Annotated in this window: 12 protein-coding genes and 1 tRNA gene; 7 read left to right on the forward strand and 6 right to left on the reverse strand. The window is 64.5% G+C overall.

Annotation, left to right across the window (positions count from 1 at the left end; genetic code table 11):
- Positions 1-54 precede the first annotated feature (54 nt).
- The 4 genes from V7Q53_RS14585 to V7Q53_RS14600 form a co-directional block, all read right to left on the reverse strand.
- Positions 55-144, reverse strand: a tRNA-Ser gene (locus V7Q53_RS14585).
- 114 nt (positions 145-258) lie between these two features.
- Positions 259-1404, reverse strand: coding sequence for an amidohydrolase (locus V7Q53_RS14590; RefSeq protein WP_333829352.1), 1146 nt, complete (start codon positions 1402-1404; stop codon positions 259-261).
- A gap of 57 nt (positions 1405-1461) precedes the next feature.
- A complete protein-coding gene (locus V7Q53_RS14595) occupies positions 1462-2622 on the reverse strand; it encodes a M20 aminoacylase family protein (protein ID WP_333829353.1) in 1161 nt (386 codons plus the stop codon).
- 23 nt (positions 2623-2645) lie between these two features.
- Positions 2646-3815: a M20 aminoacylase family protein gene (locus V7Q53_RS14600; RefSeq protein WP_333829354.1), complete on the reverse strand. Its 1170-nt coding sequence runs from the start codon at positions 3813-3815 to the stop codon at positions 2646-2648.
- Between the two features lie 214 nt (positions 3816-4029).
- On the opposite strand from V7Q53_RS14600, the gene V7Q53_RS14605 reads away from it, so the two are divergent.
- Together V7Q53_RS14605 and V7Q53_RS14610 are read left to right on the forward strand one after the other, a co-directional pair.
- A complete protein-coding gene (locus V7Q53_RS14605) occupies positions 4030-4779 on the forward strand; it encodes an outer membrane protein (RefSeq protein WP_333829355.1) in 750 nt (249 codons plus the stop codon).
- Positions 4780-4970: 191 nt separating this feature from the next.
- Complete coding sequence (locus V7Q53_RS14610; protein ID WP_333829356.1) at positions 4971-5462, forward strand: RES family NAD+ phosphorylase; 492 nt, start codon at positions 4971-4973, stop codon at positions 5460-5462.
- A gap of 126 nt (positions 5463-5588) precedes the next feature.
- Here V7Q53_RS14610 and argE read toward each other — a convergent pair whose 3' ends face one another.
- A complete protein-coding gene (gene argE / locus V7Q53_RS14615; RefSeq protein WP_333829357.1) occupies positions 5589-6755 on the reverse strand; it encodes an acetylornithine deacetylase in 1167 nt (388 codons plus the stop codon).
- A 245-nt stretch (positions 6756-7000) separates the two neighbouring features.
- Between argE and V7Q53_RS14620 the strand changes: the two genes are divergently transcribed.
- The 5 genes from V7Q53_RS14620 to V7Q53_RS14640 all read left to right on the forward strand — a co-directional run bounded on the left by V7Q53_RS14620 (position 7001) and on the right by V7Q53_RS14640 (position 12811).
- Positions 7001-7996 (forward strand): ABC transporter ATP-binding protein, encoded by a 996-nt coding sequence (locus V7Q53_RS14620; protein WP_333829358.1) that lies wholly within the window; start codon positions 7001-7003, stop codon positions 7994-7996.
- Positions 7993-9087 (forward strand): ABC transporter ATP-binding protein, encoded by a 1095-nt coding sequence (locus V7Q53_RS14625; protein ID WP_333829359.1) that lies wholly within the window; start codon positions 7993-7995, stop codon positions 9085-9087. The genes V7Q53_RS14620 and V7Q53_RS14625 overlap by 4 nt, the downstream gene beginning before the upstream one ends.
- Entirely contained in the window at positions 9084-10787 is a 1704-nt protein-coding gene (locus V7Q53_RS14630; protein ID WP_333829360.1) for a peptide ABC transporter substrate-binding protein, read from the forward strand. The genes V7Q53_RS14625 and V7Q53_RS14630 overlap by 4 nt, the downstream gene beginning before the upstream one ends.
- A 94-nt stretch (positions 10788-10881) precedes the next feature.
- Positions 10882-11889, forward strand: coding sequence for an ABC transporter permease (locus V7Q53_RS14635; protein ID WP_333829361.1), 1008 nt, complete (start codon positions 10882-10884; stop codon positions 11887-11889).
- Complete coding sequence (locus V7Q53_RS14640; RefSeq protein WP_333829362.1) at positions 11882-12811, forward strand: ABC transporter permease; 930 nt, start codon at positions 11882-11884, stop codon at positions 12809-12811. The genes V7Q53_RS14635 and V7Q53_RS14640 overlap by 8 nt, the downstream gene beginning before the upstream one ends.
- A 343-nt stretch (positions 12812-13154) precedes the next feature.
- Here the strand turns inward: V7Q53_RS14640 and V7Q53_RS14645 are convergent, their stop codons facing one another.
- Positions 13155-13589, reverse strand: coding sequence for a protein tyrosine phosphatase family protein (locus tag V7Q53_RS14645; protein WP_333829363.1), 435 nt, complete (start codon positions 13587-13589; stop codon positions 13155-13157).
- Positions 13590-13725: the final 136 nt, after the last annotated feature.

Genomic DNA, 13725 nt, shown 5'->3' on the forward strand with positions numbered 1-13725 from the left:
CCGATCGGAGCAAGCCTAAAACGAGGCAGCATCAACGTGATAGAGAAAGGTTAATGGCGGAGAGACAGGGATTCGAACCCTGGGTGGGCTCTCACCCACAACGGTTTTCGAGACCGCCGCATTCGACCACTCTGCCACCTCTCCGCGCGGGGTCGTCGGCGGTGATTTATTCAGTCTTCGCGCCGGGCGCAAGGGTGAATTTCGGTTCTCTCCCCTCCATTTCCCGCTGAACGGGCTGGGCACTGGCCCGGGGGGTCTTCAGGTCATGATCTCGTCGAGAACGGCTTTGAACACCCGCACTCCCGGGGCGATCAGGCTGTCGGGGAAGTCATAATCGGGGTTGTGCAGCATGGCTTGGTCTTCGCCTGCACCGAGAAACACCATTGCGGTCTTCGAGACGGCTGCGAAGAGGCCGAAATCCTCGGACGCGCGGACCGGCAGCGGGCCGGGCGTATGGGTGATGCCGCTGGTCTCCAGCGCGCGGGCCAGTATGGCGGTGGCTTGCGGGTCGTTGCGGCAGGCGGCGAAATGGTCTTCGACATGGATCTCGGGGGTCAGCCCGGCGCTTTCCGCCTCGGCCCCGGCCAGCGCGCGGGCCGATTCGAGCATCAGGTTCAGACCCTCATCATCATTCGCCCGCAGCGTGACCAGCAGTTCGGCCCAGCCCGGCGCGATCCCCAGCGCGCGCTCACCCAGCCGGGCGTGGGTGACGGTGGCCAGCCTGTAGCCCGGCCCCGGCACGCCGCCCGTGCCAAGCGCGCTCAGCGCCGGAATCAGCCGGGCCAGCGCCGGGGCGGGTGAGATGCCGGCCTCGGGCACGGAGGCATGCGAGGTCTTGCCGTGGAGTTCCAGCACCAGCCCCAGCGAGGCGCAGTTGACCGGGCCGGGCGCCAGCCATGCCGCGCCCTGCGCGATGCCGGGCATGTTGTGGATGGCAAAGGCCCAGTCGCAGGCCAGCGCCGCAAAGCGCGGATCGGCGATGACGGCGCGCGCCCCTGCCCCGGTTTCCTCGGCGGGCTGATACAGCAGCACCACACGCCCGCGCACCGGGCGGGCGCGCGCCAGAACCCGTGCAAGGCCGGTGAGGATGGCCATATGCCCGTCATGGCCGCACAGATGCCCCCGCCCCGGCACCAGAGAGCGCCATGGCGGGGTGCCGGTCTCGATGATCGGCAGCGCGTCAAGCTCGGCGCGGAACATCACCGAGGGCCCGGGCCGGCCGGAATCGAAGACCGCCGCCACCCCTGCCCCGCCCAGCCCGATCACCACCTCGGCCCCCAGCCCCGCCAGCGCATCATTGATACGGTCGGCGGTGGCGTGCTCCTCGCCCGAGACCTCGGGGTGGCGGTGCAGTGCGTGGCGCAGGGCCACGAGGCTTTCGATGTCATGCGCCGTCAGGGCCATGATGCTCCTTTCCTGCCGGTTGCGCGGCTTTCACCGCTGGGGGCCTGTCAGCCGCGCTTACGCTGGCATCCGCTGTTCAACGATCTCGGCCCACCAGCTGCATCCCGCCGGAATGACATTGTCGTCGAAATCATATTTCGGATGGTGAACCATCGCCGTATCACCATTGCCCACCAGAATATATGCACCGGGGCGCTCTTCCAGCATGAAGGCGAAATCTTCACCCCCCATGACCAGCGGCGCTTCCTGACAGCCGCCCGACACCTTCTCGGCCATGCGGGCGGCAAAGGCGGTCTGCTCGGCGTGGTTGATCATGACCGGATAGCCACGGTTGAAGATCACCTCCGCCTTGGCACCGAAAGCGCCCGCCAGCGCCGGGGCCATCTCGCGGATGCGCTTTTCGGCCATCGCGCGGGTTTCGGCATCCATCGAGCGCACGGTGCCTTTCAGCGCAACACGCTCGGGGATCACGTTGAATGCCTCGCTTTCGGTGCGGAACGAGGTTACCGAGACCACCAGATTTTTCACCGGGTCATGGTTGCGGCTGGCGATGGTCTGCAGGGCGGTGACCAGTTGCGCGGCGACAACGGTGGTATCGACGGTTTCATGCGGCTTGGCGGCATGGCCACCCAGCCCTTCGACATGAATGGTGAACTGGTCGGTCGCGGCAAAGAACGCCCCTTCGCGGATGGCAAACTGGCCTGCGGGCAGGCCGGGCATGTTGTGCATGCCATAGACCTCGTTGATGCCCCAGCGGTCCATCATCCCGTCGGCGCACATCTCGCGCCCACCGGCGCCGCCCTCTTCGGCGGGCTGGAAGATCACCACCACCGTGCCGTCAAAATTGCGCGTCTCGGCCAGATATTGCGCCGCACCCAGCAGCATGGCGGTGTGGCCGTCATGGCCGCAGGCATGCATCGCGCCGGGGGTCTTGGAGGCATGCGCAACGCCCGTCGCCTCGATGATCGGCAGAGCATCCATATCGGCGCGCAGGCCGATCACCTTGCCTGAGCCGGACTTGCGCCCCTTGATCACGCCCACCACGCCGGTGCGCCCGATCCCTTCCACCACCTCGTCACAGCCAAAGGCGCGCAGCTTTTCAGCCACGATCCCGGCGGTGCGGTGCACCTCATACAGGATTTCCGGATGCTCGTGAAAATCGCGCCGCCAGGCGGTGATTTCGGGCAGCAGTTGGGCAAAGCGGTTCTTGACGGGCATATCGGGGCGGTCCTTCTGGTTGGTCAGGCGGTAAGCGGCATGCGGCGCTCTGCGAGGGTGGCAAACCAGCTGCATCCGGCCGGTATCGCCTCGTCGTTGAAATCATAGGCCGGGTGGTGGCACATGGCACTGTCGCCATTGCCGATGAAGATAAAGGCACCCGGGCGCGCTTCGAGCATATAGGAGAAATCCTCGGCGGGCATCAGCGGCTTGATGTCCCGGATCACCGCGCCGCTTACCTCTTCGGCGATATCGGCGGCGAATTCGGTGTTGTCGGGCGTATTCATCGTCACCGGATAGCCGCGTTTGTAGTCAATCGCGGCCTCGGCGCCATAGGCGGCAGCGGTGTGGGTGACCAGCGCGCGCAGCCGCTCTTCGGCGAGATCGCGCAGCGCGGGGTCAAGGCAGCGCACCGTTCCGCCCAGCTTCACCTGATGGGCGATGACATTGGAGGCCACGCTGTCGGTGTGAAAGCTGCCGACCGTCACCACCATGCTGCCCAGCGGATCGACATTGCGCGCGACGATCGATTGCAGCGCCACCACCACATGGCTGGCCGCCAGCGTGGTGTCGATGGCGGCATGAGGCATGCCGGCATGGCCGCCTTTGCCCGTCACGGTGATGTCAAATTCATCGGCCGAGGCCAGCAGCGCGCCGGGCCGGATGGCGAACTGGCCTGCGGGCAGGCCGGGCATGTTGTGCATGCCATACACTTCCTGAATGCCGAAGCGGTCCATCAGCCCGTCATCGACCATCGCCTTGCCGCCTGCCCCGCCCTCTTCAGCGGGCTGGAAGATCAGCACCACCGTGCCGTCAAAATGGCGGGTCTCGGCCAGGTATTGCGCGGCCCCCAGCAGCATCGCGGTATGGCCGTCATGGCCGCAGGCATGCATCTTGCCCGCAACGGTTGAGGCATATTCAGCCCCGGTCGCCTCAAGAATAGGCAGCGCATCCATATCCGCGCGCAGGCCGATCACCTTGCCAGAGCCCGTCGCACGGCCCTTGATCACGCCCACCACGCCCGAGCGCCCCACCCCTTCGACCACCGCATCGCAGCCCATTTCCCGCAGCGTCCCGGCCACAAAGCCCGAGGTGCGCGGCAGATCATAGAGCAGTTCCGGATGGGCATGCAGATCACGCCGCCAGGCGGCAATCTGCGGGAAAAGCTCGGCGAAGCGGTTTTTCAGTGGCATGGTGGCAGACCCCGTGACTGGCTCGCAGATGCGCGTTGCTGGGAAACTGGCGCGAAAGCGGGCGCAGGGCAAGAAGATACTGGTAGCGCCCGCGACACAGGTGCAACAGGTTTCACATTCTTGAACATGTAAATTTACAGACGCACCGGATTATGGCATTCTGTGAAAAGCGGCGGGAAAAAGCCGTGTCTATAACGACTTGAGGAAAGAGCATATGCAACACACAATGACCGGGCGCAGCCTGCGCCCTACCCTGCGTAATCGCAGCTTTGCCAAGGCCGCGCTGATGGCTGGTCTCATGACCGGTGTGGCGCTGCCCGCATTCGCAGGCACACTGACCTCGATGCCCAGCGATCCCTATGTGCCCGCGCCCCGCTACAGCGCCGCACCGGCCGCAGCCTATTGGCAGGGCGCCTATGTGGGTTTCACCATGGGCTATAACTTCCGCGGCGATGACGAGGTGCAGCTTGCACCCGCCCCTCCCGGCGTCATTGGCACGATGCGCCCGCGCGGCGTTCTGCTGGGCGCACAGGTTGGCCATAACTGGCAATCGGGCGCGATGGTCTATGGTGTCGAGGGCGGGCTGAACCTGACGCGCACCGGCGATTCCATCTCCTCGGGCCCGGCCAGCGCCAGCGTGCGTATCAACCCCTTCGCCGATCTGCGCGGGCGTGTGGGTTACTCGCTGAATGACGGGCTGATCTATGCGGTCGGCGGCCTCAGCGCCGGGCGCATCCGCTATGCGGCCTCGGATGGTGTGACCTCGGACATCAGCGAAAGCTACAACGCCGTCGGTTATTCGGTGGGTCTGGGTTATGAGCAGCAGATCGGCAACAACTGGTCGATGCGCGGCGAATACAGCTACACCCAGTATCGCGGGCGCGACCTGACGGATGGCATCCACACCACCCGCGCGACGCCCGATTTCCACTCCCTGCGCTTCGCCCTGAACCGCCGGTTCTGACGCACGAAGAAAGGCCCCCGGAGATGATCCGGGGGCCTTTCCACCAATGCCTTGCAACAGACAGACGCCCGCGCAGAACCCTGCGCGGGCGTTTTCGTTTCGGGTTCCGGTTGGGCGGACCAAAGCCGGCGTTGCCACCAGCCCAAGCGAGAGATAGACATGCGACCGTTTGTTTGGTTGGATGGTGCAGGATGGACTTTCGAACTATTCGCGGCCTCTTCTATCGCATCGTCCCGAAGGCGAGGGTCGCCCTTGTTCTTGATCCCGCGATCAGCCCGGAAGGACGGTTTCATCACGACAACCAGCCAACCCTTTATGTTTCACCGCGCCCTGACTGGGCAGAACATGCCATCAAGCGCTATGTTCGCAACGATGATCCCCCTCGGGTAATCTGCGAACTTGAGATCGGCGAGGCAAAGGTCTTGGACCTCCGGGACCGGGAACAGTGCGCGGCGTGGGGTGCCGATGCTTCGCTGGCTGCAATTCCATGGATGCCGGAAAGGGCAAAGGGCCTTGCCGCATCAACGTGGAGGATCGCCGATCTCGCCAGAGGCAACGGCGCGGACGGGATGATTTACACGGCAAGAAGCGACCCGGGCCGCTGGCATCTGGTTCTGTTCAAATGGCGCAACGCAAATGCTACAGGAAGAACACTGCGCTATCCGCAAAGCCTGTTGGACTGACGACCTGGGGCTCAAAGCCTTCATTCCCGCGCCGCTGACGAGGCCTTCAGGCGGCGGCGGTCCACACCAGCCAGGCCCCCGTATCATCCCCGGAGGCCTTTCCACCATCCCCGTCCCCTGCCCCTCTCAACCGGTGCACAACTCGTCAATCACCCGGTCCACAAAGGCCTCGCCCGCCGCGAATTGTTCCAGCGTGATGAACTCGTCAGGCTGGTGTGCCTGCGCGATATCGCCCGGTCCGCAGACCACCGCCGAATAGCCGCGCACCTGAAACTGCCCGCCCTCGGTGCCATAGCTGACCACGTTCAGCGCGTTGTCGCCGGTCATGCGGCGGGCCAGTGCTTCGGCGGGGCCGTCGATTTCGGGCTTGAGCGCGGGCACGTCGAAGACCGCTGTCAGCGCGATCCCGGCCTCGGGGCGGATGGCCTTCATCCCGGCCTCGACCTCGGCGACCTGCGCACGAAAGCGCCCGTCCCATTCCATGTCACCGGGCACCTGCCGGAACGACAGGACGAAATTGCATTTGCGCGCGGTGATGTTATGCGCCGTGCCGCCGGTGATCATGCCGACATGCACGGTGGTGAACGGCGGATCAAAGGGCGCGGCCAGTTCTGACGGGGTGGCGGCGGCATTCTCGGCGTTGCGCTCGTTGGCCCACTGGATCAGCCGCGCGCCCTCCATGATCGCGCTGACACCGTAGGGCTGGAGCGAGGAATGCACCTCAAACCCCGTCACCTCGATGGCGAAACCCAGCCCCCCCTTGTGGCCGGTCACCACCTTCATCATCGACGGCTCACCCACGATCACCGATTGCGCCTGCGGCAGCCCTTCGACCATCGCCTCCACCAGTGAGGCGACGGCCATGCAGCCCACCTCCTCATCATAGGACAGCGCCAGTTGCAGCGGGCGTTTCAGATCGCGTGCCTTGGCCTTGACCATCCCGGCAATCGCCAGCGCCACAAACCCCTTCATGTCGCATGATCCGCGGCCATAAAGCTTGCCGTCACGCTCGGTCAGCATCCAGGGGTCGGTGGACCAGTCCTGCCCGTCAACCGGCACCACGTCGCTATGCCCGGAAAGCGCCACACCGCCCGCAACCTGAGGCCCGACATGGGCATAAAGATGCGCCTTGGTCCCGCAGTCGGACGGCACGCGCGTGCTGGCGATCCCGTGCCCGGCCAGATAGGCCTCAACCCATTCGATGAGCGGCAGGTTGGTGTCACGGCTGACGGTCGGAAAAGCGACCAGCTTTTCCAGAATGGCGCGGGGAGGAAGGATGTCGGGGCTGGGCATGCAAAACCTGTTGAGTGTTTTCAAGGCCCTTCAACCTGATCAGCGCGCAAACGCCGCGTCAAGCCGCAACCGCCGCGTGAGGCGTCCATCAAAGCGGCATCCCGCGCGAGCGATAACATTTCGTGCAGGGGCGGGTCGGAATATTACTTGCCGGAGCGGGCGTTTGTTGCAATGGTCACCCATCAACGCCCAGTCGGCAGAAGATCGGTCTGGTAAAAAGAAAACATTTCCCTGGGGAGGGATATATGCCCGATGGGGCCTTGCCCGTTCTTGATGTCAAGAACCTGAAGACGGTTTTCCGCACCCGCGCGGGCGACGTTCACGCGGTCAATTCCGTCAGCTTTGACCTGAAACCCGGCGAGTTGCTGGGCGTGGTGGGGGAAAGCGGTTCGGGCAAGTCGGTGACGATGATGTCGCTGCTGGGCCTGCTGCCCATGCCCCCCGCCGAAATCCGCGACGGGCAGGTGCTGCTGGAAGGGCGCGATCTGCTCAAGAGCGGCCCGGAAGAGCTGCGCGCGGTGCGTGGGCGTGAGATAGGCTTTGTGTTTCAGGACCCGATGACCAGCCTCAACCCGGTGTTTACCGTGGGTTTCCAGATCATGGAGCCGCTGCGCAAACATATGAACATGCGCCGCGCGCAGGCCAGGGCCCGCGCGGTGGAGCTGCTGAAACTGGTCGGTATTCCGGATGCCGAGCGGCGGCTGAAAGACTATCCGCACCAGTTTTCCGGCGGCATGCGCCAGCGGGTGATGATCGCCATCGCGCTGGCCTGTGAGCCCAAGCTGCTGATCGCCGATGAACCCACCACGGCGCTGGATGTAACGATTCAGGCGCAGATTCTGGAGCTGGTGAAAGAGCTGCGCCAGAAAATGGGCATGGCGATCATCTGGATCACCCATGATCTGGGGGTGATCGCCGGGATCGCCGACCGGGTGATGGTGATGTATGGCGGACAGATCGCCGAACAGGGGCCGGTGAACGAGATTTTCCACAATCCGGCGCATCCCTATACCCGGGCGCTGTTGCAGACCGTGCCCAAGCTGCATGGCGCGCGCGACACCAAGCTGCGCGTGATCGAAGGGCAGCCGCCCATGCTTTCGGCCCATCCCGCCGCCTGCCCGTTCCGCGCCCGTTGCGCCCATGCCTTCGCGCGCTGCGATCAGGAAAACCCGGCGCGGCGCCCCATCGGCAATGGCCATGACGTGGCCTGCCACTGGAACCATACCGAGGCCGCGCCATGAGTGTTCCGCAAGCCAGCCCCGCACCACAAACATCCCCCCGCCGCCGCAAGCTGGTCGAGGTGATCAACCTCAAGCTCTATTTCCCCATTTTCGGCGGGCTGCTGCGGCGGCACGTGGGTGATGTGAAGGCCGTCGATGATGTCTCGTTCGATATCTATGAGGGCGAGACGCTGGGGATTGTGGGGGAATCCGGTTGCGGAAAATCCACCTGCGGGCGGGCCGTTCTCAGGCTGTATGAGCTGACGGCGGGGTCGGTGGTGATTGACGGTGAGGATATCGCCACGCTCTCGCCCGAAAAACTGCGGCGCAAACGCCCCTCGATGCAGATGGTGTTTCAGGACCCGCAGGCAAGCCTCAACCCGCGCATGACCGTCGCTTCGATCATCGGTGAGCCGCTGGATGAACATACCAACTGGTCGAGCGCCCGCAAACTTGAGCGCATCTATGAGCTGATGGATGCCGTGGGCCTGAACCGGGATTTTGCCAACCGCTATCCACATGCCTTTTCCGGCGGGCAGCGCCAGCGGATCGGCATTGCCCGGGCACTGGCGCTGAACCCCAAATTCATCGTCTGCGACGAGCCGATCGCGGCGCTCGACGTGTCCATTCAGGCGCAGGTCGTCAACCTGCTGGAGGAATTGCAGGAGCAGTTCGGCCTGACCTATATGTTTATCAGCCACGATCTGAGCATGGTGCGCCACATCGCCGACCGTGTGGCGGTGATGTATCTGGGCAAGATTGTCGAGCTGGCGCCGGTCTCCGCGCTCTATGCCAACCCGCTGCACCCCTATACCGAGGCGCTGCTGTCGGCGGTGCCCGAGCCTGACCCGGCCGCCGAGATCCGCAAGGACCGGGTGGTGCTGAAAGGCGATGTCCCCTCGCCGTCAAACCCGCCGCAGGGCTGCAACTTCTGCACGCGCTGCCCGAAGGTGATGGATCTCTGCCGCACGGTCGAACCCCCTTTCCGCGAGCATGCGCCGGGCCAGTTTGCGGCCTGCCATCTGCTTGAAGAACCCACAAACGCCGGACTGAACGGCGATACGAGGCCTGAGCACAACCAAACCGGTATCCAGCAAGGAGAGGATGCATGAAACTTAAATTCGCCCTCATGGGGGCAGCTGCCTCGGTGGCCCTGATCCCGTTTTCGGCCATGGCCGAACGCGGCGCCAGCGGCCATCTGAACATCATCTACTGGCAGGCGCCCTCGATCCTGAACCCCTATCTTTCGGGCGGCACCAAGGATGTGGATGCCTCCAGCCTGATCCTTGAACCGCTTGCGCGCTTCAACGAAGAAGGCGTGATGGTGCCATGGCTGGCCGAAAGCATCCCCACCGTCGAAAACGGCGGTGTGGCCGAAGACCTTCTGAGCATCACCTGGGTGCTGCGCGAAGGGCTTTTGTGGTCAGACGGCACGCCGCTGACCGCTGCTGATGCCGTGTTCAGTGCCGAATACTGCATGCATCCCGAAGGGGGCTGCGCCCAGCGGCGCTATTTCAACGATGTCACTTCGGTCGAGGCGATTGATGACCGCACCATCCGCGTCAGCTTTGAAGTGCCGATGCCGGTGCCCTATGGCCCGTTCGTCACCGGCTATTCGCCGATCATTCAGGCCGCCCAATTCGCCGAATGCCTTGGCCCGCGCGCGCCCGAATGCACGCAGGCCAATTTCTACCCCATCGGCACCGGCCCCTTTGTGGTGGATGATTTCCGCCCCAATGACGTGATCTCGCTCTCGGCCAACCCCAACTACCGCGAGCCTGACCGCCCCCATTTCGCCACCGTCACCTTCAAGGGCGGCGGCGATGCAGCTTCAGCCGGGCGCGCGGTGATGGAAACCGGCGAGATGGATTACGCCTGGAACCTGCAGCTTGCGCCCGACGTGATCGCCACCATGGCGCGCGGTGGCCGGGGTGAGCCGGTTGCGGCCTTCGGCACGCTGGTTGAGCGGATCGAGGTCAACCTGACCGACCCCTCGCCCGATCTGCCCGCCGATATCCGCTCCACCCGCGAGGCGCCGCATCCGATCCTGACCGATATCCGCGTGCGTGAGGCGCTCAGCCGCGCCATCGACCGCGACCTGCTGGTCGAGATCGGCTTCGGCCAGATGGGCCTGCCCACCTGCAACCTCGTCCCTGCCCCGGCGATGTTCGCCTCGGACGCCAATGATGACTGCCTTGTGCAGGATCAGGACCGCGCCCGCGAACTGCTCGATGAAGCCGGCTGGGTGCCCGGTGCCGACGGCATCCGCGCCAAGGATGGCGTGCGGCTGGTGCTGGATTACCAGACCTCCACCAACGCCGTGCGCCAGGATTTCCAGGCGCTGATCCAGCAGTGGTGGCGTGAAATCGGCGTCGAGGCCAATCTGCGCAACATCAACGCTTCGGTATTCTTTGGCGGTGACCCGGCCTCGCCGGACACGTTCCAGCGCTTCAGCGCCGATGTCGAGATGTATGCCAACAACTTCCCGGGCGCCGACCCCGAGCAGTATCTGGGCGCCTATCTCTGTGGCCGCGAACCGCGCCCCTCAACCCAGTGGCAGGGCGAGAACATCCCCCGCTTCTGCGACGCAGAGTATGATGCCCTGCACCAGCAGCTGTCGCAGACCGCCAGCATCGACGAGCGGGCCACCATCGCGCGCGAGCTGAACGATATCCTGATGCAGAACTACGTCCTGATCCCGCTGGTGCACCGTGGCCGGGTTTCGGCCGTATCCGCCACGCTGGGCGGCACGCTCCTGAACACATGGGATGTGGAGCTGTGGAACATCGCCGACTGGCACCGGACCGAATGATCTGACAGGCCACTGCGCCGCCCCGGACATTTCCGGGGCGGTGCCCTTCCGCTCATTCTTCCATCGAGCACGCTGACCCAAGGCGCCCCGATCCATGTTCAACTACACCCTGCGACGGTTGCTTCTGGCGATCCCCACGCTTCTGTTCATCTCGCTGGTGATCTTCCTGCTGCTTGAGCTGTCGCCGGGCGACCCGCTCGCCGATATGCCGCTGTCGATCCCGCCCGAGGTGCGCCAGGAAATGCGCATCGCGCTGGGTCTGGGCGAGGTCTGGTATATCCGCTTCTACAAATGGCTTTATCTGTTCACCATCGTCGAACCCAGCCATGTGATCGCCGGTTTCACGGGCCTCGATATCGCCGTTGAGGGCCAGCGCATCCTGTCATGGCAGACCCGCTCGCCGGTCTCCGACATCATCATCCAGCGCATGCCGCAGACGCTGTGGGTGGTGGGGCTGGCCTATCTGTTCGGCATCCTGCTGGCGGTGCCCATCGGGGTCTATTCCGCCTATCGCCAGTACAGCTGGTTCGACCAGACCGGCAGTTTCATCTCGATGATCGGCTTCTCGCTGCCGACCTTCTTTACCGGGCCGCTCCTGATCCTGATCTTCGCGGTCTGGCTGGGCTGGTTTCCCATCATCTATGACACCACACTGAACGTGAACAGCTGGGAAACCTTCCTGCGGCAGGTGCGGCAGATGGCGATGCCGGTCTTCGTGCTGACGCTTTACAACGCCGCCCAGATCAGCCGCTTCATGCGCGCCTCGATGCTCGACAACATGACCCAGGATTATGTGCGCACCGCGCGCGCCAAGGGCATGACCGAGCGGATCGTGGTGCTGGTGCATGTGCTGCGCAACTCGCTCATTCCGGTGGTGACGGTGATCGCGCTGGGTATTCCGACGGTCTTCACCGGGGCCATCATCACCGAGCAGATCTTCCGGGTGAACGGGCTGGGGCAGCTGCTGATCACCGCGATCTATGCCTCCGACATCCCGATGGTGCTGACGCTTTCGGTGGTCTTCGCCATCCTGATCGTGCTGTTCAACCTGATCGCCGATCTGCTTTACGCCCTCCTCGATCCGAGAATCCGCTATGACTGACCGCGCCACCGTCGCCCCTGAAGCGGCCGCCGCCGCCTTCCGCCCGCCGCGCAACCACTGGTGGGATGTCTGGGACCAGTTCAAGACCCATAAGGGCGCGCTCAGCGGGATGATCGTCTTCGTGGCGATCGTGCTGTTCTGCTTTCTGGGGCCATGGCTGTGGATCCATGACGCGACCTATATCAACATCCGGGCGCGCAATCAGGGCTTCAGCTGGATGCATCCGCTGGGCACCGACCAGCTGGGCCGTGACATGCTGGCGCGGATGATGAAGGGCGGGCAGGTATCGCTGGCGGTGGGCATCGCGGCGATGGTGCTGTCGGTGCTGCTGGGAACGCTGATCGGCGTGGTGGCAGGCTATTTCCGCCGCATCGACGGGCTGCTGATGCGGATGACCGACCTCTTTCTGGCGCTGCCGCTGCTGCCGCTCCTGCTGGTGATGTCGATGCTTTTCCGTCAGCGGCTGTCGTCGCTGTTCGGTGTCGAGACAGGGATGTTCATCCTGATCGTCACCGCCATCGGCGTGACCAGCTGGATGCAGACCGCGCGGATCGTGCGCGGCGATGTGCTGGCGCTGAAGGAACGCGAATATGTGCTGGCTGCGCGTTCGATCGGCACACCCCCGCGGCGGGTGATCCTGCGCCATGTGCTGCCCAATGTGCTGTCGCCGGTAATGGTCTCGGCGACGCTGATGATTGCCACCGCCATCATCACCGAAAGCGCGCTCAGCTTTCTGGGGCTCGGCTTCCCGCCCGACTTTCCGACATGGGGGCGGCTGGTCAGCGACGGGATCGACTATCTGCAACAATACCCGTCGCGCGCGATCCTGCCGGGCCTGTTCATCTCGCTGACGGTGCTGTCGGTGAACTATGTCGGCGACGGCCTGCGCGACGCGCTCGACCCCCGCATCCGGGGCCGCTGAACGGGAAGGAAGGGCGCGCACGCGCCCTTGAGGGGGCTTTGCCCCCTCTCCTTTCAAATAAAAGATCAGGGGGCTTCGCCCCCTCTGAGCCTGCGGCCCATTCACCCCCGCGTATTTACGGCAAGATGAAAGGGGGCGCCGAGCCCCTGCTTCACCTGTTCATAAATATCCCGGGGGAGTCCGGCCATCACAGATGGACGGACGGGGGCAGCGCCCCCTTCCTGAACAAAAAGGCTTCTGCGCCAGCAGGCAATCAGGTCTCAGGCCCGTTCATGAAAAAGGGCGGCCCCTGAGGCCGCCCTTCCGATACGATGACAGCATGGTGTCGCTGCCGGGCGCGGACTTACTCGGCGGCCAGCCGATCGATCAGGTCACGGAACTGGGCGGTCTGGTAGCCGTATTGCGCGCCTGCGTCGATCAGCGCATCGGTGGGCTGGCGCCCGGCATTGGCCAGCGCCCAGACAATCGACGAGCGGTTGCCCGAGGCGCAATAGGCAAACACCCGCTCCCCCGCCTCACCGGCGGCGTCGATCGCGGCGCGTTGCAGCGCGACATTCTCCATCGTCAGCCCGCCCGGCACCACCGGGTTGTTCACAAAGCGCAGCCCGGCTGCCTCGGCCGCGGTTTTCAGTGCCGGGGCGCGCAACGGATCGGCCACCTCGCCGTCGGGGCGGTTGCAGATGACCACCGAGAACCCCGCCCCGGCGATGGCAGGAATATCCTCGGCGGTGATCTGCGGGCTGACAGCGTAGCTGTCGCTGAGGGGACGAATCTCCATGGTCATATACCTTATGCTCCAAATTCCGATTTAGCGCCGTTCAGTGCGGCGGCGGCGCTGTCCAGCCGCCTGCGCAGCGCCGGTGCCACAAGCATACCGCCAATCATCGCCAGCAGGAAGACCACCCCGCCCAGCC

Origin of the sequence: Pararhodobacter sp. (assembly GCF_036802785.1) — a bacterium.
In the GTDB taxonomy this organism is placed as follows: Bacteria; Pseudomonadota; Alphaproteobacteria; order Rhodobacterales; family Rhodobacteraceae; genus Pararhodobacter.

Coding starts and splice junctions, on each gene's coding strand:
- V7Q53_RS14590 (WP_333829352.1), bottom strand. CDS start 1,404: ATGGCCCTGACGGCGCATGACATCGAAAGCCTCGTGGCCCTGCGCCAC.
- V7Q53_RS14595 (WP_333829353.1), bottom strand. CDS start 2,622: ATGCCCGTCAAGAACCGCTTTGCCCAACTGCTGCCCGAAATCACCGCC.
- V7Q53_RS14600 (WP_333829354.1), bottom strand. CDS start 3,815: ATGCCACTGAAAAACCGCTTCGCCGAGCTTTTCCCGCAGATTGCCGCC.
- V7Q53_RS14605 (WP_333829355.1), top strand. CDS start 4,030: ATGCAACACACAATGACCGGGCGCAGCCTGCGCCCTACCCTGCGTAAT.
- V7Q53_RS14610 (WP_333829356.1), top strand. CDS start 4,971: ATGGACTTTCGAACTATTCGCGGCCTCTTCTATCGCATCGTCCCGAAG.
- argE (WP_333829357.1), bottom strand. CDS start 6,755: ATGCCCAGCCCCGACATCCTTCCTCCCCGCGCCATTCTGGAAAAGCTG.
- V7Q53_RS14620 (WP_333829358.1), top strand. CDS start 7,001: ATGCCCGATGGGGCCTTGCCCGTTCTTGATGTCAAGAACCTGAAGACG.
- V7Q53_RS14625 (WP_333829359.1), top strand. CDS start 7,993: ATGAGTGTTCCGCAAGCCAGCCCCGCACCACAAACATCCCCCCGCCGC.
- V7Q53_RS14630 (WP_333829360.1), top strand. CDS start 9,084: ATGAAACTTAAATTCGCCCTCATGGGGGCAGCTGCCTCGGTGGCCCTG.
- V7Q53_RS14635 (WP_333829361.1), top strand. CDS start 10,882: ATGTTCAACTACACCCTGCGACGGTTGCTTCTGGCGATCCCCACGCTT.
- V7Q53_RS14640 (WP_333829362.1), top strand. CDS start 11,882: ATGACTGACCGCGCCACCGTCGCCCCTGAAGCGGCCGCCGCCGCCTTC.
- V7Q53_RS14645 (WP_333829363.1), bottom strand. CDS start 13,589: ATGGAGATTCGTCCCCTCAGCGACAGCTACGCTGTCAGCCCGCAGATC.